Source organism: Pseudomonas sp. MB-090624, from assembly GCF_003205245.1.
GTDB lineage: Bacteria > Pseudomonadota > Gammaproteobacteria > Pseudomonadales > Pseudomonadaceae > Aquipseudomonas > Aquipseudomonas juntendi.
Genome location: NZ_QJRK01000016.1, coordinates 86,015 through 107,913, shown reverse-complemented (window position 1 = coordinate 107,913; position 21,899 = coordinate 86,015). Strand labels below are relative to the sequence as shown.

At 63.4% G+C, this 21,899-nt stretch carries 19 protein-coding genes; 13 read left to right on the top strand and 6 right to left on the bottom strand.

The genetic code is table 11. From position 1 onward, the window contains the following. Positions 1 to 299: 299 nt before the first annotated feature. Both DMX12_RS11215 and DMX12_RS11210 read right to left on the bottom strand, forming a co-directional pair. Positions 300 to 1,211, bottom strand: a complete 912-nt coding sequence (locus DMX12_RS11215; RefSeq protein WP_110677579.1) for a LysR substrate-binding domain-containing protein — start codon at positions 1,209 to 1,211, stop codon at positions 300 to 302. 60 nt (positions 1,212 to 1,271) lie between these two features. Further along, a complete protein-coding gene (locus tag DMX12_RS11210) occupies positions 1,272 to 1,934 on the bottom strand; it encodes an HAD family phosphatase (protein WP_110677577.1) in 663 nt (220 codons plus the stop codon). Positions 1,935 to 2,026: 92 nt separating this feature from the next. On the opposite strand from DMX12_RS11210, the gene lexA reads away from it, so the two are divergent. Genes lexA through DMX12_RS11190 form a run of 4 tightly spaced genes read left to right on the top strand, consistent with a single transcriptional unit; the run spans position 2,027 to position 7,766 of the window. Next, positions 2,027 to 2,644: a transcriptional repressor LexA gene (gene lexA / locus DMX12_RS11205; protein WP_110677575.1), complete on the top strand. Its 618-nt coding sequence runs from the start codon at positions 2,027 to 2,029 to the stop codon at positions 2,642 to 2,644. Continuing rightward, on the top strand, positions 2,644 to 3,264 hold the full coding sequence (imuA, locus tag DMX12_RS11200; protein ID WP_110677573.1) for a translesion DNA synthesis-associated protein ImuA: 621 nt from the start codon (positions 2,644 to 2,646) through the stop codon (positions 3,262 to 3,264). The genes lexA and imuA overlap by 1 nt, the downstream gene beginning before the upstream one ends. Positions 3,265 to 3,270: 6 nt before the next feature. Next, positions 3,271 to 4,689, top strand: coding sequence for a DNA polymerase Y family protein (locus DMX12_RS11195; protein WP_110677571.1), 1,419 nt, complete (start codon positions 3,271 to 3,273; stop codon positions 4,687 to 4,689). Next, a complete protein-coding gene (locus DMX12_RS11190) occupies positions 4,686 to 7,766 on the top strand; it encodes an error-prone DNA polymerase (protein ID WP_110677569.1) in 3,081 nt (1,026 codons plus the stop codon). The genes DMX12_RS11195 and DMX12_RS11190 overlap by 4 nt, the downstream gene beginning before the upstream one ends. 56 nt (positions 7,767 to 7,822) lie before the next feature. Here DMX12_RS11190 and DMX12_RS11185 read toward each other — a convergent pair whose 3' ends face one another. Further along, a complete protein-coding gene (locus DMX12_RS11185; protein WP_054912457.1) occupies positions 7,823 to 8,644 on the bottom strand; it encodes an aldo/keto reductase in 822 nt (273 codons plus the stop codon). Further along, entirely contained in the window at positions 8,632 to 9,537 is a 906-nt protein-coding gene (locus DMX12_RS11180; RefSeq protein ID WP_047149790.1) for a LysR family transcriptional regulator, read from the bottom strand. The genes DMX12_RS11185 and DMX12_RS11180 overlap by 13 nt, the downstream gene beginning before the upstream one ends. Before the next feature lie 140 nt (positions 9,538 to 9,677). Here DMX12_RS11180 and DMX12_RS11175 point away from each other — a divergent pair, with 140 nt between their 5' ends. The 9 genes from DMX12_RS11175 (at position 9,678) to DMX12_RS11140 (ending at position 18,018) form a co-directional block, all read left to right on the top strand. Continuing rightward, on the top strand, positions 9,678 to 10,376 hold the full coding sequence (locus DMX12_RS11175; RefSeq protein ID WP_054912455.1) for a CoA transferase subunit A: 699 nt from the start codon (positions 9,678 to 9,680) through the stop codon (positions 10,374 to 10,376). Between the two features lie 35 nt (positions 10,377 to 10,411). After that, positions 10,412 to 11,068, top strand: coding sequence for a CoA transferase subunit B (locus DMX12_RS11170; RefSeq protein WP_009682728.1), 657 nt, complete (start codon positions 10,412 to 10,414; stop codon positions 11,066 to 11,068). Positions 11,069 to 11,213: 145 nt separating this feature from the next. Beyond that, positions 11,214 to 12,632: a short-chain fatty acid transporter gene (locus DMX12_RS11165; protein WP_110677567.1), complete on the top strand. Its 1,419-nt coding sequence runs from the start codon at positions 11,214 to 11,216 to the stop codon at positions 12,630 to 12,632. Positions 12,633 to 12,687: 55 nt separating this feature from the next. Continuing rightward, positions 12,688 to 13,230, top strand: coding sequence for a helix-turn-helix domain-containing protein (locus tag DMX12_RS11160; RefSeq protein ID WP_029885423.1), 543 nt, complete (start codon positions 12,688 to 12,690; stop codon positions 13,228 to 13,230). A gap of 260 nt (positions 13,231 to 13,490) precedes the next feature. Beyond that, the gene (eppA, locus tag DMX12_RS29480; protein WP_009682731.1) at positions 13,491 to 13,667 is read left to right on the top strand and encodes an EPS-associated small membrane protein EppA; all 177 of its coding nucleotides are present in this window, start codon (positions 13,491 to 13,493) and stop codon (positions 13,665 to 13,667) included. Between the two features lie 253 nt (positions 13,668 to 13,920). Then, positions 13,921 to 14,478, top strand: coding sequence for a polysaccharide biosynthesis/export family protein (locus DMX12_RS11155; RefSeq protein WP_110677565.1), 558 nt, complete (start codon positions 13,921 to 13,923; stop codon positions 14,476 to 14,478). Between the two features lie 24 nt (positions 14,479 to 14,502). Then, positions 14,503 to 15,618, top strand: coding sequence for a hypothetical protein (locus DMX12_RS11150; protein ID WP_033690383.1), 1,116 nt, complete (start codon positions 14,503 to 14,505; stop codon positions 15,616 to 15,618). 19 nt (positions 15,619 to 15,637) lie between these two features. Then, complete coding sequence (locus tag DMX12_RS11145) at positions 15,638 to 17,200, top strand: Wzz/FepE/Etk N-terminal domain-containing protein (protein ID WP_110677563.1); 1,563 nt, start codon at positions 15,638 to 15,640, stop codon at positions 17,198 to 17,200. Between the two features lie 11 nt (positions 17,201 to 17,211). Further along, positions 17,212 to 18,018 (top strand): CpsD/CapB family tyrosine-protein kinase, encoded by an 807-nt coding sequence (locus tag DMX12_RS11140; protein ID WP_009682735.1) that lies wholly within the window; start codon positions 17,212 to 17,214, stop codon positions 18,016 to 18,018. 239 nt (positions 18,019 to 18,257) lie between these two features. On the opposite strand, the gene galE is transcribed toward DMX12_RS11140, so the two are convergent. Both galE and DMX12_RS11130 read right to left on the bottom strand, forming a co-directional pair. After that, complete coding sequence (gene galE, locus DMX12_RS11135) at positions 18,258 to 19,235, bottom strand: UDP-glucose 4-epimerase GalE (RefSeq protein WP_110677561.1); 978 nt, start codon at positions 19,233 to 19,235, stop codon at positions 18,258 to 18,260. A 63-nt stretch (positions 19,236 to 19,298) separates the two neighbouring features. Next, positions 19,299 to 21,899 (bottom strand): cellulase family glycosylhydrolase, encoded by a 2,601-nt coding sequence (locus DMX12_RS11130; protein WP_110677585.1) that lies wholly within the window; start codon positions 21,897 to 21,899, stop codon positions 19,299 to 19,301.

The window sequence follows — 21,899 nt, the reverse complement described above, 5'->3', positions numbered from 1 at the left end:
CAAGGTCAGGGGCAAACCCTGCCTTCAGGAGCGATCGGCCTCCCCGGAAGTGCTTCTTCAGCCTGACGAGAATAACTTCTCCCGCCAGGCCAGTCACAACATACAAGGAGCGAGCGCAGCTCGCGATGCGCCGCGCGGGCGGCGCTCGATCTCACAGGCGCTGCATATCTTCTGACAAACACCTGTCAGCCCTAAGGCGATCCCTGTGGGAGCTGGCTTGCCTGCGATGGGTCGCAGACCGGCCCCAACTGCTCAAGTGGATAGCTGGGGTAGCCCTTCATCGGTGCCAGTGCAACAACCTAGCGCTCCAGGCTGTACATCCGGCATTCCGCCAGCAAGGCCAGCAGGTTCGGCTCCCGCTCCCGCGCCTTCAGAAACACCACGCCGATATGCTGCTGCAAACGGTACTGCGGCTGCAGGGCTATCAGCCTGACGCGGTTTTCGTAGACGGCCGCGATGCGCCCCGGCAGCAGGGCAAAGCCCACGCCCGAGCTGACCATGCTCAGCAGGGTGAAGATGTCGTTGATCTGCATGGCCACCTTTGGCTCGAAGCCGGCTTGCTGGAAGACCCGGGCGCCATCGCGGTGTGTGGCAAACCCTTGGGTCAGGGTGATGAAGGTGGAGTCGGCGAGGTCGGCCAGGTCCACCTCGGCCTGCTCGGCGAAGGGGGAATCGGTGGGTACGGCGAGGAAGATGTCGTCGGAAAACAGCGGCAGTTGTTCGCAGGCCGGGTCGCTGACGCTCTCGTCCAGGGAGACGAGAATGGCCTCCAGTTCATGGTTTTTCAGGCGCTGCAGCAGGTCGAGGTTGGAGCCCAGGGTGAGGTCGATGTTCAGTTCGCTGCGCCGCAGCTTAAGCCCCATCACCAGCTTGGGCACGGTTTTTACCGTTAGCGAGTACAGCGCGCCCAGGCGAAAGCGCTCGGCATAGAAGCCGGCAGCTTCGCGGGTCTGGCGCACCATCTGCTCGGCGTCCTGGATCAGCAGGCGGGCTTTCTTTTCCAGTACGTAGGCGCTTTCCAGCGGAATCAGCTGCCGGCCTTCGTGCTTGAAAAGGGCGCAGCGCAGGGCGCTTTCCAGCGAGTGGATGGCACGGTGCACGCTGACCGAACTGGTGCACAGTTCGGCGGCAGCGCGGCTGAGGTTGCCGCTGCGCATGAAGGCGAGGAAGGTTTCCAGCTTTTTCAGGGTGAGTTCTTCGTCGATCAGCATGGGGTGGCCTGGGCAGCGCGGTGGTTGGGATGGCTAGGGCTTCAATGGTGCTGTCGAGGATCAAGCGTTCTGGCGTTGCTCGAGCAATGCCCACAACTGGGCGTCGTTGAAATCAGCGATGACCAACTCTGCCCCCGCTGCCCGCAACCGCTCAGGCGTTTGCGTGGTGGCTACGCCGACGGTAAAGATACCGGCCGCAGTGGCTGCAGCCACCCCCGGCAAGGAGTCCTCGAAAGCCAGCGCCTGCCCGGCCGCGGCGCCCAGCCGCTGCAGCCCGGTAAGGTAGGGCAGCGGGTCGGGCTTGGGCCGGGCCAGCTCGTCGGCCACGACCACATGCTCGAAGCGCTGGGCCAAGCCCATGGCAGCGAGCATGTGGTCGGCATTGAGCCGCGGCGCGTTGGTGACCACGCACATGCCCATGGCGTGGGCCTGGGCATGTTCCAGCAGGCGCAGCAGGCCTGGCATGGGCTGCAACGCCGGCGACATCTCCCGGAACAAGGCTTCCTTGCGGTCGGCCAGCCTCGCGCACTGTTCGGTACTGGCGCCGGGGAACAGTTCGGCGAACAGCTCGCCATTGGCCCTGCCGCTGACCTGGGCCTCGAACTGGGCCTGGCTCAGCTCGCGGCCGTCATGGTCACGCAGCAGTTGGCGAAAGGCCTGCAAGTGCAGGCTGTCGGTGTCGGTAAGGGTTCCGTCGAGGTCGAACAGCAGGGCAGTGAGCATGGGGTATCCCGTTCAGAAAAACACAAGCCGGGGGATCATAACCAATGCAGACGACGAAGGGGTCTGTTCAGCACGCGCCGAAAGGAGTACAAATGTGCTCCATGAATAACCTTACCCCCAAACGCCGCGCCATTTTCGACTTCATCCGCGAGCGCATCAGCGACCACGGGCAGCCGCCGAGCCTGGCGGACATCGCCACGCGCTTCGGTTTTGCCTCGCGCAGCGTCGCGCGCAAACACATCACCGCCCTGTGTCAGGCGGGTTATATCGATGTCACCCCCAACCAGGCGCGGGGCATTCGCCTGGCCGACCCCCTGCGCCGGCCAGAAATGCTCGAAGTCCCGGTGCTCGGCCAAGTGGCGGCAGGCGCCCCGATCGGCCCGGACCTGGGCATCCACGAGCAGTTGCTGCTCGACCCCAGCCTGTTCCGCCGCACCCCCGACTACCTGCTCAAGGTGCGTGGCGATTCGATGATCGATGACGGCATCTTCGACGGTGACCTGGTCGGCATCCTGCAACAGGCCGATGCCCGTGATGGCCAGATCGTGTTAGCCCGGCTCGACGGCGAAGTCACCATCAAGCGCCTGCAACGCGTGGGCAAGCACTACCGGTTGTTGCCACGTAACCCAGCCTATGCGCCTATCGATGTGCTCCCCACGCAGGAGTTCTTCATCGAAGGCGTGTTCTGTGGCTTGCTGAGGCGTGACTGATGGGCGCGGTGGTCGACCTCGACCGGTTGTTGGACCAGCGCCGGGTATGGCGCGGCCGGCAGGCCCAGGCGCGACCGCTGGGGCTGCAGCCAACCGGCCATGCCGCGCTGGACGAACGTTTACCTGAAGGCGGTTGGCCGGCAGCCGCATTGAGCGAACTGCTGTTGGCGAACCCGGGTTGTGGCGAATTGCAGTTGCTGTGGCCAACCCTGGCACGCCTGAGCGCAGAAGCCAGCCGCGTGGTGTTGGTGGCGCCGCCTTTCATTCCCTATGCGCCGGCCTGGCAGGCCGCGGGGGTAGACCTGCGCTGGCTGGTGCAGGTAAACGCCGAACCCGCTGACGCCCTGTGGGCCGCCGAGCAGTGCCTGCGCTCGGGCAGTTGCGCGGCAGTGCTGTGCTGGCCCGAGCGTGCCGATGACCGTGCCCTGCGGCGCCTGCAAGTGGCGGCGGAAACCGGCCAGGCGCTGGCCTTTGCCTGCCGGCCGCAGCAGGCCGCCCACAACCCGTCACCGGCAGCATTGCGCATCGCCGTGGATACCCGCCCAGCCCAATGGCGGGTGCTGAAAAGCCGCGGCGGCATGCCGCCGGCCCTGCCCATTGGCAGCCCGTGGCAGGGCTGATGCAACATGCTCTGGGCCTGCATCCTGCTTCCGCAACTGGCGTTGGACACCGTCCTGCGCGAGCGCGAAGACCCAGCTAACCCCCTGGTCATCATTGGCGGGCCCAGCCAGCGGCGGGTATTGCAGGCAGTCAACCCGGCAGCGGCGGCGCTCGGCCTGCGGGCCGGGCAAACCCTGACCGCTGCACGTGCGCTGGCCGATGGTTTCACCTGTATCGAAACAGACCCCAGGCGCATCGAGCGCATGCAGCAACTGCTGGCCGCCTGGGCCTACCGTTTCAGTGCCCAGGTCAGCCTGCATTACCCGCGTGCGCTGTTGCTGGAGGTGGGCTCAAGCCTGCAGCTGTTCGGCCCATGGCCGGTGATGGAAGCACGCCTGCGCCAGGAACTGGCTGAACTGGGCTTGCGCCAGCGCATCGTGGTGGCCAGCAACCCGGTGGCAGCGCGCATGCTGGCCAATGCCCACGATGGCCTGGTGGTCGCCGATGCCGAAGCCACCCGTAACGCGTTGCTGAACATGCCCATCCAGCGCATCGGCTTGCCGCCAGAGGCTGCCGAAGCCTTTACCCGCATGGGCTTGCGGCAACTCGGCCAGGTGCTGGCGTTGCCGCGCGACACCTTGGCCAAACGCTTTCCCGCCCAGGTGCAACTGCACCTGGATCAGTTGCTCGGCCTGCGCACCCTGGGGTTGGACTTCTACCTGCCGCCCGATCGTTTCGAGAGCCGGCTGGAGCTGAACTTCGATGTTGAATCGCACCAGGCGCTGTTGTTTCCGCTGCGGCGCATGCTCAACGACCTGGCCGCATTCCTGGCCGGTCGCGATTGTGGCGTGCAGCGCTTTTGCCTGCACCTGGAGCATGTCGAAGGCCCGGACACGCTGCTGAAGGTCGGCTTGCTGGCCGCCGAGCGCGACGCCGCGATGCTGTTCGAACTGGCCCGTGGGCGCCTGGAGCCGCTGCGTATTCCGGCCCCGGTGCGCAACCTGCGGTTGGTCGCCGAAGACCTGCCAGCCTTTGTGCCACAACACCAGGCGTTGTTCGACCCACGGGCGCAACAGGCGCAACCTTGGGAGCAATTGCGCGAGCGCTTGCGCGCGCGGCTGGGCGATGAGGCCGTCCAAGGCCTGAGCGCGGCCGCCGATCACCGGCCCGAATGTGCCTGGCAACTGGCAGAGCAGGGGGCGCTCGGGGGCATGCCGGTGGCCCCGGGCAGTCGCCCTGGTTGGTTGCTGCCCGCGCCGCTGGCGCTGGACGAGGCTGGCTACCGCTTGCTGGGCCCTGGCGAGCGCATCGAGTCGGGCTGGTGGGATGGCGGCGATGTACGCCGCGATTACTATCGCATCGAAACCCGCGACGGCCTGCGTGGCTGGGCCTACCGTGACCTGGGCCAGGCTGGCCCGCTTTGGTTGCAGGGCTGGTTCGCATGAACCCCGCCCCGTATGCCGAGCTGCATTGCCTGTCCAATTTCAGTTTTCAGCGCGGCGCTTCGAGCGCCGACGAACTGTTCCGGCGGGCCAAAGAGCAGGGTTACCAGGCCCTGGCGATCACTGACGAATGTACGCTGGCCGGTATCGTGCGCGCCTGGCAGGCGGCCAAGGTGCACCAATTGCCGCTGGTTGTCGGCAGCGAAGTGCAGTTGCACGACGGCCCCAAGCTAGTGCTGCTGGTTGCCGACCTGGCGGGCTACCAGAACCTGTGCGCACTGATTACCCGCGCCCGACGGCGGGCGGAAAAGGGCGACTACCAGCTTTTTCGGGATGACCTTCAGCAGCACCATCACGGTTTGCTGGCCTTGTGGGTGGCGGGCGACAGGGGCGATACGGCCACCGGCCAGTGGTTGCGCGGGCTGTTTGCTGAGCGCCTGTGGTTGGCCGTGCACCTGCACCGTGGCAGTGACGATGCCCGGCACCTGCAGGGCCAGCAAGCCCTGGCGGCCGAGCTGGGTATCCGCGCGGTGGCCTGTGGCGATGTGCATATGCATGTGCGCGGCCGCCGGGCGTTGCAGGACTGCATGACTGCGATTCGTCAGCATTGCCAGGTGGCCGAAGCCGGGCGTTTTCTGTTTGCCAATGGCGAACGGCACTTGCGCAGCCCGGTACAACTGGCAGAACTCTACCCGCCCGAGATGCTGGCCGAGACCCTGGCCATTGCCCAGCGCTGCCAGTTCGACCTCGGCCAACTGCACTACCAGTATCCACGCGAACTGGTGCCTGAAGCTCATACCCCGGCCACTTGGCTGCGTGCTCTGTGCGAGCAGGGCTTGCCCGTGCGTTGGCCACACGGGCCGAGCGCCAATGTGCGGCAGGTGCTGGACACGGAGCTGGCGCTGATCGAAGAGCTGGGGTACGAAAGCTACTTTCTGACCGTGCACGACATCGTCGCCTTCGCCCGGCGCCAGCGTATCCTGTGCCAGGGGCGAGGCTCGGCGGCCAATTCGGTGGTGTGCTTCGTGCTGGGTATCACCGAGCTCGATCCCATGCAGCACCGCCTGCTGTTCGAGCGTTTTCTGTCACGCGAGCGCAACGAGCCGCCCGATATCGACGTGGATTTCGAACACGACCGCCGTGAAGAAGTGATCCAGTACGTGTTCCGCCGTTATGGGCGGCACCGTGCTGCGCTGACGGCGGTGGTCAATACCTACCATGCTGCAGGTGCCGTGCGCGATGTCGCGCGTGTGCTGGGTTTGCCCATGGACCAGGTCGATGCCCTGGCCAAATGCTGTGGCCGCTGGAGCGACCGCATACCCGACGAACAACGCCTGGCCGAGGCCGGGTTCGAAGCTGGCAGCCCGTTGTTGCGGCGGGTGCTGATACTGGCCGGCGAGTTGATCGGCTTCCCCAGGCACCTGTCGCAGCACCCGGGCGGGTTTGTCATCTCGCAGCAGCCGCTGGACCAGCTGGTGCCGGTGGAAAACGCCGCCATGGCCGAACGTACCGTCATCCAGTGGGACAAGGACGACCTCGACATGGTCGGCCTGCTCAAGGTGGACGTGCTGGCGCTGGGCATGCTCAGCGCCTTGCGCCGTTGCTTCGACCTGCTGCAGCGCCACCGTGGCCGTGAACTGACCCTGGCGACCATCCCCAGCGAAGACCCCGCCACCTACGCCATGATCAGCCGCGCCGAGACCATGGGGGTATTCCAGATCGAGTCACGCGCGCAAATGGCCATGTTGCCGCGGCTGCGGCCCAACACCTTCTACGACCTTGTGATCGAGGTGGCCATCGTGCGCCCGGGGCCAATCCAGGGCGACATGGTGCACCCCTACCTGCGCAGGCGGCTGAAGCAAGAGCCGGTGACCTACCCGTCGCCAAAACTGAAGGAGGTGTTCGAGCGCACCTTGGGTGTGCCACTGTTCCAGGAACAGGTGATGGAGCTGGCCATGGTCGCAGCCGACTATTCACCAGGCGAGGCCGATCAGTTGCGGCGCAGCATGGCCGCCTGGAAACGCCATGGGGGTCTGGAACCGCACCGCCAGCGCTTGCTGCAGGGCATGTTGCGCAATGGCTACGAGCTGGCATTCGCCGAGCGCATTTTCGAACAGATCAAAGGCTTCGGCAGCTATGGTTTTCCCGAATCGCATGCCGCCAGCTTTGCCTTGCTGTGCTATGCCAGCAGCTGGCTCAAGTGCCATGAACCGGCGATTTTCACCTGCGCCCTGGTCAACAGTTGGCCCATGGGTTTCTACAGCCCCGACCAACTGCTGCAGGAGGCGCGGCGCCAGGGCATCGAGGTACGGCCGGTGGATGTCTGCCACAGTGAATGGGACTGCACGCTGGAGCCGGATGCCCAGGGCACGTTGGCCTTGCGCATGGGCTTGCGCCTGGTCCGGGGCCTGGCCGAAGCCGACGCCAGGCGCCTGGAACAGGCCCGGGCGCAGCAGCCTTGGCGCGCCGTGGAAGACCTGTGCCTGCGTGCCGGGCTGGCCACCCGCGCGCGGGCCTGCCTGGCGGATGCCGGCGCGCTTCGCGCCTTGGCCAGCGACCGGCATCAGGCGCGCTGGCAGGTGGCGGCCGTGCAGGCGCAACTGCCGCTGTTTGCCGATGTGCAGGCCGTGCCGGAGGTGGCGGTGCAGTTGCCGGCCCCGACAGTGGCGCAGGACCTGGTGGCCGATTACCAGGCATTGGGTACCACGTTGGGGCCGCACCCGTTGACCTTGCTGCGTGCACGGCTGCGGGCACTGGGCTGCCGCAGTTCTGCAGAACTGCAAGGCCTTGAGCATGGCGACAATATCGCCGTGACGGGGCTGGTGGTGGGGCGGCAGCGGCCGCAGACCGCCAGCGGGGTGACGTTCGTCACCCTCGAGGACGAACACGGTATGGTCAACGTGGTGGTATGGCGGGCGCTGGCCGAGCGGCAAAGGCGGGCGCTGGTGGGGGCGCAGTTGCTCAAGGTCAGCGGGCGGCTGGAGCAGCAAAATGGCGTGCGCCACCTGATAGCACGGCGCCTGGAAGATGTGACCGCGCTGTTGCAGGGGTTGGACGTGCGTAGCCGCGACTTTCATTAACTCCGCGGGCTACCCGCGGCGGCGCGGCCACGCATTCACGAAAATGCCCTGGCGGACTACACCATCGCCAAGCGCTGCTTGCGGGTGGGCGCCGGGAAGGCCAGGTCGATTGCGCGCAGGTCTTCGCGGGTCAAGGCCAATGCACCCGCTGCTGCATTCAGCCGAACATGCTCGGGCGCCACGGCTTTGGGGATGGCAATGATGCCATCATCACGGGTAACCCAGGCCAGGCAGACCTGAGCCGGCGTGGCACCATGGCGCTCGGCTATTTCTGCCAGCACCGGGTGCTGCAACAAGCGCCCGGCCTGGGCCAACGGGCAGTAGGCCATGGTCGGTAGCGCGCGTTGTTGGCACCAGGGCAGCAAGTCGAATTCGATGCCCCGCTGGGCCGGGTTGTACAGCACCTGGTTGGTGGCGCAGGCAGGGTTGTTCAATTCGCGCAGGTCGTCGATATCGAAATTGGAAACGCCCCAGCGCTTGATCTTGCCCTGCTCGCGCAAACGCTCGAAGGCGTCGACGGTTTCTTCCAGCGGGTGCTGGCCCCGCCAGTGCAGCAGGTACAGATCGATGCACTCGGTACCCAGGCGTGCCAGGCTACGCTCGCATGCGGTTGCCATGCCCTGCCGCCCGGCATTGTGCGGGTAGACCTTGCTGACCAGGAACACCTGGTCGCGGCGCCCGGCAATGGCCTGGCCAACCACGGTCTCCGCACCGCCTTCGGCATACATTTCGGCGGTGTCGATCAGGCTCAGGCCCAGCTCGATACCCTGTTGCAAGGCCGCTACCTCTGCCGCCTTGCGCCCAGGGTCTTCGCCCATGTACCAGGTGCCTTGGCCAATGGCCGGCACGCTCGCGCCTGCCAGTTTCACGTAACGCATGTCACCTCCGGGGGCTGTGTATTGGACAGTAGAACTTCAAGCAACGCCTGGGCTGCGGTGGACAGTTTGTGCTCGCTCAGGGCAATTACGCCAATGCGCCGCTCGACCGTGGGTTCGACCAGGGGCACGCAGCGTGCACCCAGTTCCTGCATCTGGTTGATGCACAGGGCCGGCACCGCGCTAACGCCCAGGCCGCTGGCAACCATGCGGCCGATGGTAGCCAGTTGGTGGCTTTCGAAAGCCACGGCCAGTTTGCCGTGCTGGGCGGCTACGTTCTGCTCCATCAACAGCCGCACAGCCGACGGCCGCTGCAGGGCCACGAAATCTTCGGCCATCAGTTGCGCCCAACTGACCTGTTTCAACAACGCCAAGGGTGAGTCAGCGGGCACCACTGCGACAAAACGGTCCATGTACAGTGGGTGGAAGTGCAGGCCGTCGGTATTGTCCGGCTCGAAACCAATGCCCAGTTCGACTCGGCGGTGGCGCACCAGTTCCTGCACCTGTTCGTTGATCACATCGTGCACGGTGACGTTGACCTTGGGGTAGCGTTGGCGGAACACCTTGAGCGAATGGGGCAGCAGGTTACCGGCGAACGACGGCATCGCCGCCACCGAGACCCGGCCCAGTTGCAGGGTGAAGCGTTGCCGCAGCATCTCTTCGGTATCGTCCCAGTCGGCCAGCAGCCGCCGCGCCAGCGGCAGCAGCACTTCGCCTTCGGCCGTCAGGCTGACGCTGCGGGTGGTGCGGCTGAGCAGGGCGCCGCCCAGGTTCTCTTCCAGGGCCTTGATGGTCAGGCTCAGGGCCGGTTGCGATACATGCAGGTGTTCACCGGCCTGGGCGAAGCTCTGGTACTTGGCCACGGCGACAAAGGCGCGCAGTTGCTTGACGTTCATGACGGGCCTATCGTTTGTTTTGCGAAATTTATCAATCGATGATGAAAACAAAATTAACAAATCAGTCGCTTGCGGTGAAGATGGCTACACACGCTCACCGACAGCCTCGTCGGTTCAACAACTACAAAAGGCGGATCAGCATGGCCGGACTGGACAAGCGCGTTGCAACCTACGAACAGGCCCTCGACGGGCTGACCGACAACATGACGGTACTGGCCGGTGGTTTTGGCCTGTGCGGCATTCCGGAGAACCTCATCAGCGAAATCAAGCGCCGTGGCGTCAAGGGCCTGACCGTGGTCTCCAACAACTGCGGGGTGGACGGCTTTGGCCTGGGGGTGCTGCTGGAAGACCGGCAGATCCGCAAGATGATCGCCTCCTACGTGGGCGAAAACGCCGAATTCGAGCGCCAGTTGCTCAGCGGTGAACTGGAAGTGGAGCTGACACCCCAAGGCACCCTGGCCGAGAAAATGCGCGCTGGCGGCGCCGGCATCCCGGCGTTCTTTACCGCCACCGGTTACGGCACGCCGGTTGCCGAAGGCAAGGAGGTTCGCGAATTCAAGGGCCGCAAGTACATCCTCGAAGAGTCCATCACCGGTGACTTCGCCATCGTCAAGGGCTGGAAGGCCGACCATTACGGCAACGTGGTGTACCGCAACACCGCGCAGAACTTCAACCCGCTGGCGGCCACTGCCGGCAAGATCACCGTGGTCGAAGTGGAAGAAATCGTCGAACCCGGTGTGCTGCTGCCGAGCGAGATCCACACCCCAGGCATCTATGTTGACCGGGTGATCGTCGGCACCTTCGAAAAGCGTATCGAAAAGCGCACCGTCAAGGCCTGAGCGGCCTCCAGCAGAACAACAAAGAGATCCTGACCATGGCACTGACCCGCGAACAGATGGCGCAACGCGTCGCCCGTGAACTGAAGGACGGCTACTACGTCAACCTGGGTATCGGCATTCCGACCCTGGTGGCCAACTATGTACCCGCCGACATGGATGTGATGCTGCAATCGGAAAACGGCCTGCTCGGCATGGGCGAGTTTCCCACCGAAAGCACCCTCGACCCCGACATGATCAACGCCGGCAAGCAGACCGTCACCGCCCGCCGGGGTGCCTCGATCTTCGACTCGGCGCAGTCGTTCGCCATGATTCGTGGCGGCCATGTCGACCTGACCGTGCTGGGTGCGTTCGAGGTAGACGTGCAGGGCAATATCGCCTCGTGGATGATCCCGGGCAAGCTGGTCAAGGGCATGGGCGGCGCCATGGACCTAGTGGCGGGCGCCGAGAACATCATCGTGACCATGACCCACGCGTCCAAGGACGGCGAGTCCAAGCTGCTGGCGCAGTGCAGCCTGCCGCTGACCGGTGCCGGTTGCATCCGCAAGGTGCTGACCGACCTGGCCTACCTGGAAATTGAAGACGGTGCGTTCATCCTGCGCGAAACCGCACCAGGGGTGAGCATCGAGGAAATCGTCGAGAAGACTGCCGGCAAACTCATCGTGCCGGATGATGTGCAGGAAATGACGTTCTAAGGCGTTACGCCACCCAACCCTGTAGGCGCAGGTTGCACCCCTGAGTGTGTCGGTACATTACCGGCATGGTCGCGAGTCAACCTGTACCTACAGGGTTTTTGCGTTGTCTGATTCACCTCATAAAACCAATAAAAGGAATGCCACTGTGGCCGCTGAAATTCAAGACAGCCGTAGCGCGCGCTTTGCCTTGCGCTGCTCCAACTGGGCCGAACGCTGGTTCCCCGACTCCTGGGTATTCGCCGCCTTGGCGGTGCTGCTGGTGTGCATCGGCGCGCTGGCCATGGGGGCCAAGCCGACCGACACCGCCAAGGCCTTTGGCGATGGTTTCTGGAGCCTGATTCCGTTCACCATGCAGATGGCTTTCGTGGTCATCGGTGGCTATGTGGTCGCCAGTTCGCCACCGGCGGCACGCCTGATCGACCGCCTGGCGCGTATCCCTGGCAATGGCCGCTCGGCCGTGTGCTGGGTGGCTCTGATCTCGATGCTGGCTTCCTTGCTCAACTGGGGCCTGTCGCTGGTGTTCGGTGGTTTGCTGGTGCGCGCCCTGGCGCGGCGCACCGACCTGAAGATGGATTACCGTGCTGCGGGTGCGGCCGCCTACCTGGGCCTGGGCGCTGTGTGGGCACTGGGCCTGTCTTCGTCGGCGGCGCAGCTGCAGGCCAACCCGGCCAGCTTGCCGCCTTCGATCCTGTCGATCACCGGCGTCATCCCGTTCACCGAAACCATCTTTCTCTGGCAGTCTGGGGTAATGCTGGCGGCACTGGTCATCGTCTCGCTGGTCATCGCCTACGCCACGGCACCCGGGCCGAACAGCGCACGCAGCGCCGAAGCGTGTGGCGTGGACCCCAGCTTCACTGCACCGCCGGCACCCCAGCGCACCCGCCCCGGTGAATGGCTGGAGCACAGCCCCATCCTGATTCTGCTGCTGGTCGCCCTGGCCGCCGGCTGGCTGTACCAGGAGTTCGCTACCAAACCGGCGATTACCGCCATCTCCGGGCTCAACACCTACAACCTGTTGTTCATCATGCTCGGTGCCCTGTTGCACTGGCGCCCGCGCAGTTTCCTCGACGCCGTGGCGCGCGCGGTACCGACCACCACCGGGGTGCTGATCCAGTTCCCGCTGTACGGTTCGATCGCGGCCATTCTCACCCAGGTGAAGGGCGTGGACGAACAGACCCTGGCCCACCACATATCGTTGTTCTTCACCCAGATCGCCACCCACGACACCTATGCCTTGCTGATGGGCGTGTATTCGGCGGTGCTGGGCTTCTTCATCCCGTCGGGCGGCGGCAAATGGATCATCGAAGCGCCCTACGTGATGTTGGTGGCCAACGACCTGCAATACCACCTGGGGTGGGCGGTGCAGATCTACAACGCGGCAGAAGCCTTGCCGAATCTGATCAACCCGTTCTACATGCTGCCACTGCTGGGCGTGCTGGGGCTCAAGGCACGCGACCTGATCGGCTTTTCCTTTGTGCAACTGCTGGTGCATGTGCCGCTGGTGCTGGTATTGCTCTGGGCGCTGGGCACCACGCTGCAGTATGTGCCACCGGTGATGCCATGAGCGGCGGCTCCACGTATCATGCCCGGGCTGCCTTGGCCTGGGAAACACGCGTCACATGTCTATCCGATTGAAACTGCTGCGCAAGAAACTGGGAATGACCCTGGAAATGCTGGCCGAAAAGACCAGCATGACCAAAAGCTACCTGTCCAAGGTCGAACGTGGCCTCAACACGCCGTCGATTGCTGCCGCCCTGAAGCTGGCGCGCGCATTGAACGTGAATGTCGAGGAACTGTTTGCCGAAGAGCAGGCCGGGCAGAGCCGCTATAGCCTGGTGCGCCACGGCGAGCGCCAGGCGCTGGTGGGTGACGGCCAGGGCCCCGGCTATGCGGCGTTGACCAGCCAGGTGGGGCAGCGCAGCCTGGTACCGTTCCTGATCCAGCCGCCTTCGGAATTTAGCGACCCGACCTTCAAGGAGCACCAGGGCGAAGAGTTCCTGTTCGTGCACGCGGGCCAGGTGGAGGTGGACTTCATGAACGAGCGGGTGCTGCTGGAGCAGGGCGATGCCTTGCATTTCAACGCGCAAACCCCGCATCGCCTGCGCTCGGTAGGCGCGCAGCCGGCGCAATTGCTGGTGGTCGTTCACCATGCCGAGGAATGAGCCGGGCAGGGCGCTGTTGCAGGCCTGCCTGAACCTTTCACTTTCTCATCCGTGAAACGCTGGCATCCAGCAGCTGGCTGGGTGCAGCACTTCCTGTATGTCGTTTTTTTGACGAATCTGCCTGCCGCCCATTGAATTTTATTATGGTGTCGGATCATTGACGTAGTGTCACTGTGCCCATAAGCTCAATTCAACAGCGACACAAACCCCGCACTACCTCGCCAATAACTCATTGATTTTCCTGTTTAAAGGAAGGGCGTATGCGCACGACTCTGATAATCAAATCGATGTTCTTGCTGGTGCTCTTGAGTGGCGCTGCGCGCGCAGCCGATTCGTATATCAGCCAGAACAGTATCATTCCTGTTTCAACGGCTGGCTGGTTCTTTGCGTTCGCTGTTGTCGGTTTTGTGGCGGTGGCCAACCGCCGGAAAATCTGAACACCCTTCGCCGCTATTCGCGGGGTGGGGTTTCGCCGTTGGCTTGTTAATTCACCAACCGTTGCTATATTCCCTGTAGCCCATGAAGGTCCATGGTTTCAGGCACCGCAGCCCAGGCTGCACAGCGTCAAGTTAAGGGCCTCCAGGAAGGTCGAGGCCGTCGCGGCAGTGGTGGGTCGCGAAGCGGAGCGAGAGTTGGTGCGTTGTTCTCATACAGTGCTCTTTGTCGGGCCATTTGGCCGGAGGGACCCTCATGATGCGTTCATTGTTTGCCGCGTTCTGCTTGTTGACGGTGTGGTCGAGTGCCAGTTACGCCGATACCGGCAGCTCTGCGTATTTGCTCAGCCCTGGCGATGTGGTGATGGTATCGGTCTGGCAGGAAGACAGCTTGCGCCAGGAAGCGACCGTACTACCCGATGGCAGTATCACTTTCCCACTGGCGGGGCGCATCAATGTTGCCGGGCTCGATGTAACCGCAGTCGAAAAGCAAGTGGCTGCCAAACTTGAAAAATACCTTCCCGACCCGAATGTCAGCGTTGTCGTCAAGAGCATCGCCGGCAACCTTGTCTATGTCCAAGGCAAAGTGATCAAGCCGGGGCCGGTGCAAATGGCCGGGCCGACCGCCGTGTTGCAGGCGCTGAGCATGTCGGGTGGCCTGGACAAGTTTGCCGACGAAAGCGAGATCAAGGTAGTTCGTGGCGCAGGCGCTTCCCAAAAGATCTTGCCCGTGCGATATAAGGACCTGGTGTCTGGGCGCGATATGTCCACCAACATCCAACTTCAGGCTGGCGACACGCTGGTCGTTCCTTGATCTTGCCTTCAATAAGAAAATTTAATGCCACTTCTCAGAACAACTAGCATTGCAACGGCAATCTTGGTTTTGCCGTTTACGGAATCGGCCCTGGCGGCAAATTGGCAGTCTACGGTGGTGGTGCCGACATCCGTCGAGTACGACAGCAACCCATTGTTGCTGACGTCGGGCGAGAAGGGCATCACGCGCACGATCATCGCGCCCGATTACACCCTGATCGGCACCTTCGACCGTGACGAACTGAGACTGGGGCTGGGCATGAATGTGTTGCGCTCGTCCGACACCAACGTAGTCGATAACCGCGAGGACCCTGACATCAGCCTGGGCTGGCAGCGCACCACCGAGCGCGGGCGTTTTGGCCTGGTGGCACGCTACAACGAAAGCTCGACGCTGTCGGGCACTGTGCTGGATACCGGGGTGATCACCACCGATGGCACGCAGAAGCTCTACACCCTGACCGGCAACTGGAGCCAGGCGGTTACCGAGCGCAGTACCTTGAGCAACGAAACCACCTACAGCCGTGCCCGGTATGACGTCAGCACGCTGACGGGTTACAACGAACTGGCCAACGTGTTTACCTGGACCTATGCCTGGAGCGAGCGGGCCGATGTGTATACCCGCTTCGGCGCGCGGCGCTACGAGCCCGAGCAGGACCTGACCGCCACCGCTTCCAACAGTTACACCCCGGCTGTGGGCATCAAGTACCAACTGGCCGATGGCCTGAGTGCCGATGCCCACATTGGTGTCAACCAGGTGTCGGGCGATGAAGGCGGCCGACGCGGGGAGGGTGGGGTGGCGTTGCTCTATACCGGTGTGCGGGCCGATGCCAGCTTCACCGCCGAACGCAGCACGGTGGCCAGTGCCGAAGGCGGCTTCGCCGAGCTGGACCAGGTACGCGGGGTGTGGAGCTATGCCGTTACCGAGCTGACGCGGGTGGGCGCAGACGCTGCCTGGCAAGACAGCAAAGGGCAGTCACCGAACACACTGCAAACGTACAGCGTATGGGCCAGCCGAGAGTTCTCGCCGTATTGGGACCTGCGCCTGTCGCTGATGTACAAGGAACGCCAGCAGGACCACGTACCGGATGCAACCGCAACCATCGTGGGTTTGACGTTGACGTACAGGTACCCCGACATCTGAACTTCAGGCAGGTGGCCCCATGAAGTCTGACTACGAGCTATCCCTCAGAGATTACATCGCCATAATCAAGGACCGAGCCCTGGTGCTAGGGGTGAGTGCCGTAGTCATTCTGGCCGCAACCGTGGCGGTGGCCTTGATGGTGCCGCCGATCTACCAGTCGACCGGCACTATCCTGGTGGAGTCACAGCAGATTTCGCCCGAGCTGGTATCAACCAACAACACCAGTTTTGCCGATGAACGCATCGAGGTGATCCGCCAGCGTGTCATGACCCGCGAGAACCTGCTGCGCATCATCGACAAGTACGACCTGTTCGCCGACAAGCGTCTTGGCGAAAGCGACAAAATCGACCAGATGCGCAACGCCATCGTGGTCGAGACCCTTACCACGTTCGTGCGCGGCAGGGGCGAGGCGACCGTGGCCTTCAACGTGTCGTTCGAGCACAAGCAGCCGCAAGTGGCCAAGCAGGTCGCCGATGAGCTGGTATCGCTGTTCCTCAACGAAAACCTCAAGCAGCGTACCGAGCGGGCCAACGAAACCACCGAGTTTCTCACCCAGGAAGCCAACAAGCTGGGCGCTGAGCTGGCCAGCCTGGAAAACCAGCTGGCCGATTTCAAGCAGGCACATGCCAATGCACTGCCCGAGCACCAGACGCTGCGCATGAACATGCTGTCGCGTTCGGAGCTGGAGTTCCGTGAGGTCGACCGGGACTACAAGGCGGCGCAGGAAGAGTTGCGTTACCTGGAGCTCGAACTGTCGGCGGCCAATGCCGGCCTGGCGACCAAGGCAGCCGATGGCGCGCGCCCTGCCGCTGCCGACCAGGCCCAGGACCTGCCAAGCCTGAAGGCAGAGTACGCCCGGCTGTTGACCCGTTACAAGGAAGCCCACCCCGATGTAGTGGCGGTCAAACGCAAGATTCAGGCGCTGGAGGCCAGTGGTGGTCGCACCAGCACTGCGTCTTCGGTCAGCCTGGATGTTGCCCGGGTGCGTGCCAAAATGAGCGCCGCCCAGGAACGCATCGCTTCGCTGGCCGAGCAAAAGCGCGAGCTGACCCGAAAAATGGAAGGCTATGAAGCCGAGATCCTGGAGGCGCCGCAGGTCGAGCGTGGCTTGGTCACCCTGATGCGTGACCACGACAACGCACGCAAGAAATACGAAGAAATCCGCGCCAAGGAAATGAGCGCGAAAATCACCGAAAGCCTGGAGCAGGAAAACAAAGCCGAGCGCTTTGTGCTGCTGGAGCCGCCCCTGTTGCCCGAGAAGCCGATCAAGCCTAACCGCAAGAAGATCGCCGCGCTGGGGCTGGTTCTGGCGCCGGCCGGTGGCGGCGCGCTGGTCATGTTGCTGGAAATGCTCAACCAGCGGGTACGGGGCGTTGGTGCTCTGGAGAACCTGCTGGGCAAACGGGTGTTGGTGGCACTGCCGTATATCGAGACGCGGGCCGATGTGGCCAGGCGCAAACGCTGGCGTATCCGCTTGATCGTGGCGGCCTTGGCGCTGGCGGCTATCATGATAGTGCTGGTGCACGTGTACTACATGCCACTGGATGTGCTGCTGTACAAAGTCATGTCGCGGTTCGTATAGGGAATGCAGTGATGGACAGGACCAAGCCGGCTGTTGGCAACACTATTCATCAGGTCACACCGGGTACCCCTCAGCCGCTGTCGCCGGCCCCTGGCACGGCGCTGGCGGAGGTGCCGGGGCAGTTCGACTACGTCAACACCAAGGTGGTGCCACTGCATCCAGACCACCTGGAGCGCAACCGCATTGTGGCGTTCAACAAGAACTCGAACATGAACGGGCCGATCGACCTGTTGCGTACCCAGGTGCTGCGGCTGATGGACGAGAACGGCTGGCGCACCCTGGCCATCACCTCGCCCACGCCGGAGGCAGGCAAAACCGTGTTGGCGGTCAACCTGGCCATGAGTATTGCCCACCACACCACCAAGACCGCCTTGCTGGTGGACTTCGACCTGCGCCGGCCCAAGGTGGGGAGCACATTGGGGCTGCCGATGGAGCATGCACTGAATGAGTTCCTGAACGACAAGTCGCCACTGCAGGACTGCCTGGTCAACCCGACCTTGCCGCGCTTCGTGGTGCTGCCGACCCGGGTGCCGGTGCCGTTGTCGACCGAGGTGTTGTCATCGCCCAAGGTGAGTAACCTGATTGGCGAGTTGCGCAACCGCTACGAGTCGCGCATCTGCATTTTCGACCTGCCGCCGTTGCTGAGCTCCGACGACGCGATCACCGTCATACCCAAGTTCGATTGTGTATTGCTGGTGGTGGCCAATGGCATGAACAACAAGAAAGAAATCGAGGACTGCCTGCACCACCTGGCAGGGGTGAACCTGATTGGTACGGTGTTGAACAAGGCTGACGAACAGCCGCGTACCTATTACTGAGGCGACGCTAAGTTACCGCGGGTGAACCCGCGCCCACAAATTACTGTGGGAGCGGGCTTGCCCGCGAACACCGGCGCAGCCGGTGCCAGACACCGCGTCGCCTGCTTCGCGGGCAAGCCCGCTCCCACAATGAATAGCGCAGGCTTTTCAAATTTTCAGAAAGACAGTTGATCCTCAACGGGCGGTGTCGCTGTGGCTAGCGACGACTGTGGAGGAAATGCGGCCCGTGTTGTTCACGGCTACCGCCCCTGGCGTATGGCCCAGGGGTACTGCAACTCCCACTGCCATGCATGCCGGACGATCTGCTCCAACGCGGCGAACTCCGGCCGCCAGCCCAGCACTTGCAACGCTCTGCTGGCATCGGCCACCAACCGCGGCGGGTCGCCGGCGCGGCGGGGGGCATCAAGGGTGTCGATCTGTCGCCCGGTTACCTCACGCGCCGTATCGATCACCTGCTGCACCGAAAAGCCGAGGCCATTGCCCAGGTTGAACGCAGTACGCTCCCCACCCGCCAGCAGGTAGTCCACCGCCAACGCATGCGCCGTGGCCAGGTCCGACACATGCACATAATCGCGAATACAGGTGCCGTCCGGGGTGTCGTAGTCGCGGCCAAATACCGTGACCGCTTCGCGCCGCCTAGATGCCGCTTGCAGGATCAACGGGATCAGGTGGGTTTCCGGCTCATGCCGCTCACCCAACTGGCCCTCGGGGTCGGCACCGGCAGCGTTGAAGTAACGCAGGCAAACCGACTTCAAACCATAGGCGCGGTCGAAGTCCTCGAGAATCTGCTCGACCATCCATTTGCTCAAGCCATAGGGGTTGATTGGCTGCTTGCCATGCGCTTCGTCAATAGGCACATACAGCGGGTTGCCGTACACCGCAGCGCTCGACGAAAACACCAGGTACTTGATGCCGGCGTTGACCATGGCCTGCAGCAGCGCAAGGGTGGCAGCCACATTGTTCTGGTAATACTTGCCGGGTGCGCTGACCGATTCACCCACTTGAATGAACGAGGCAAAGTGAAACACCGCGTCGAAATGCACAACGCCGAACAACACATCCAGTGCGGCTTCGTCGGCAATGTCGAGCTTGGCCCATTGAACCCCGGGGCCAGGTGAAACCAGGTCCGCCACCACCACCTCATGGCCGGCGCCCTGCAGGTGCTTGACCATGTGTGAGCCAATGTAGCCGGCGCCACCGACAACCAGGCATTTCATGCGCACCCCCTGTGACCTGCTGTTTTAGCGACGCAGTGAATCGAGCGTAGATGGCCATGTGCCCTATTTCAAGAACAGCCAGTTGGACATGTAGCTGCCGTCGAAGGTCAGGGTGTAGTGCCCGTTGTCGTAGGCCACAGGCAGCGCCTTCAACTGCGCCTGCGCATCGCGGGCGTACAGCTTCAGGCCGGCTGGCGCCTGGATGGTCAGGCGGCCTTCCAGCGGCTCGACATTGAATGGTGTCTTGTCATCGGGCTTGGGCATGGCCCGGGTGCCCAGCGACACCAGCATGTCCCGCGACTGCCCCAGCGGTTTGTCGTCCAGGCTCTGCACCACGACACTGGCATAGGGCGTAGTCGCCTGCACCTGCACAGCGCCCAGGCTGATCGAACGCCCCCCCAGCCAGCCGGTGGCAGCCTGGGTGAGCGGCGTGTCGATGGTGTAAAGGCCTTGTTGCCAGTTACGCCTGAGCTCGCCCGTGTCGGTGGTCGATTCGCTGGCATCCGCTGGTAACAGCGATTCATCGGGGTCTTGCAGCACGTGCGCGCCGCTTGGGATGGCAGCAGGTTTCAGCCAGGGCAGTTGCGGCGTTTGCGGCAGGGCGATCTGCAAGCGGCCCTTTTCCATGGCAGTACGCAGCAGTGGCGAATTGCGCGGGGTGATTTCCTGGTTGTACAGGGTGGCTGCCGTCGGGGCGAACACATAGTCGGTAGTGGCCGGCTTCACATCGCCGCGGCGGTAGAGCAGGGCGGCAGCGGGCAGGGTGGCGAGCATGCCAGGGTCATTGTAGGCGTGCCAGTTGTCTGCCGTGCGCCAACCCGGGTTGAACGCCTGTTGGCTGTAGGCATATTGCAGCAGGGCGTCCCAGCCTTGGTGGCTGGCGGTAGCGGCTACGTACAGTGGCAGCGAGTGACGGTCTGGCAGCGGGAACGGCTCGGCGTTCCACTCGGTGACCGTCAGTGGCTTGCCGACCACCTGGGCGGCGCCGATCCAGTCGATCATGCCGTCGCTGGTCAGCGGGTTTTTCTCCAGTTGACCCATGTCCCCATAGCTATGGGCGTCGATCACATCGCCAACACTCAGTGCCGGCAGCGCACTCAGGCCGTTGCCGCCCCAGGTGCTGGTGGTGGCGATCGGCACTTTTACGCCCACGCTGCGCAGGTGGGCGATCATGTCGGCATTGAAGCGCTGCTCCAGGTCGTTGAGGAACAGCTTCGATGGCCCATGCTCCCAGGCACGCCAAGTCAGGTCGGCGGGCAGGTCGTACTGTTTGGCGAAGGCCTTGGCGGCAGCCATGTAGCGTTCGCTGTGGCGCGGCACATCCTTGTTCGGCATCAGGGCATTGCCGTAGTGCTGAGTCAGGTCGTTCTCGTTGGTGATCAGCACTGCAGCAATGGCCGGGTCGTCTTTGTAGGCCAGCCCCGTGTATGGGTTGACGTGGGTCAGGTACTGTTCGGCGAAGCGCTTCATTGCCTGCTGGATACTGCGGTTGACGTAGGCGTAGCCCTTCAGGTCGATGCGCGCTTCGCCTTTGGCCAGTTCGTCGAAGTCTTCGATATTGTCGTTGGCAGTGAGCGCCCGCTGCACATGCATGTCCAGCCAGATGTAGATGCCCTCGTCCTTGAGTGCTTTGATCCACAGGTCCAGCTTGCGCAGCGATTCGGCGCTGAGCTGCTGGGTGTCGCGCACCAAGGTACCGTCGCCAAACACATTGGGGCTGACCCAGGGTGAATCGTGATGATGCAGGCGGACCAGGTTGAAACCCAGGGCCGACAAGCGTTTGGCCTGCTGGCGGATCTCCTCGTCGGGGCTTTTGAACAACGCATAGGCCGACAGGTTGGTGCCCCAGAACCGCACGGCGGTGTTGTCGGCAAACACCAGTTGCTCGCCGACCGCCTTGACGAAGCCACGCTTGCCAGCGGGTTTTTCTGCTGCATTGAGGAACGACAAGTCTACCGGCGCGCTGCGCCAGTCCAACTGGTCGTCTGGCCAGCTGGCCGCGTCGGCCAGGCCGAAGCGTTCGGTGGCGGTGGGTGCGAGCTCGATGTCCCCGGTCAGGTTGAGCACGGCCTTGAGCTGTTGCTTGCCGGCAGTGATCGGGTCCTGGTACAGAAACGCGCGCAGCTCAGACGGGTTGCCACGCTCGAAATACACTTTGGCCAAGGGGGGCTCGAAGCGCATTTCGATGCGCCGGCCCTGCTCGGCGTTGCCCCACCACCAGCCGCGGTTGCCTGGCAGCAATTGCGGGGCGCCCATGGCCCCGGTGACCTGCGCAGGGTCGAACTGGAACACCATGCCGCCCCCCATCACCCCGGCCTTGCGGCTGTGTGCATCGAGGTCGAAGGTCCAGCTCAGCGTTTGCGCCTGCTCCTTGCGGATATCCGCGGCCAGGTCGAAGTCCAGTTCCTTGTTCTTGCCCAGCAGGGTGTAGTGGTACGGCCCGTTGACCTTGAGGTCGGTGTAGAAGCCGGTCCAGCTCCAGTTGGCGGCCCAGAAATCGAACTTGGCTTTCATCACTGGGCCGCCACCACGGCTTACGGTGGGCAGGCCAGTGTGCTCGTCGACACTGACCTGCCAGGCAGACGCCCAGCCCGGCAATGGCAGCAAGGCCAGGCTGGCGAAGGCCGAAAGGCGGATGAAACCACGCAGGGCGAGCGCATTCAT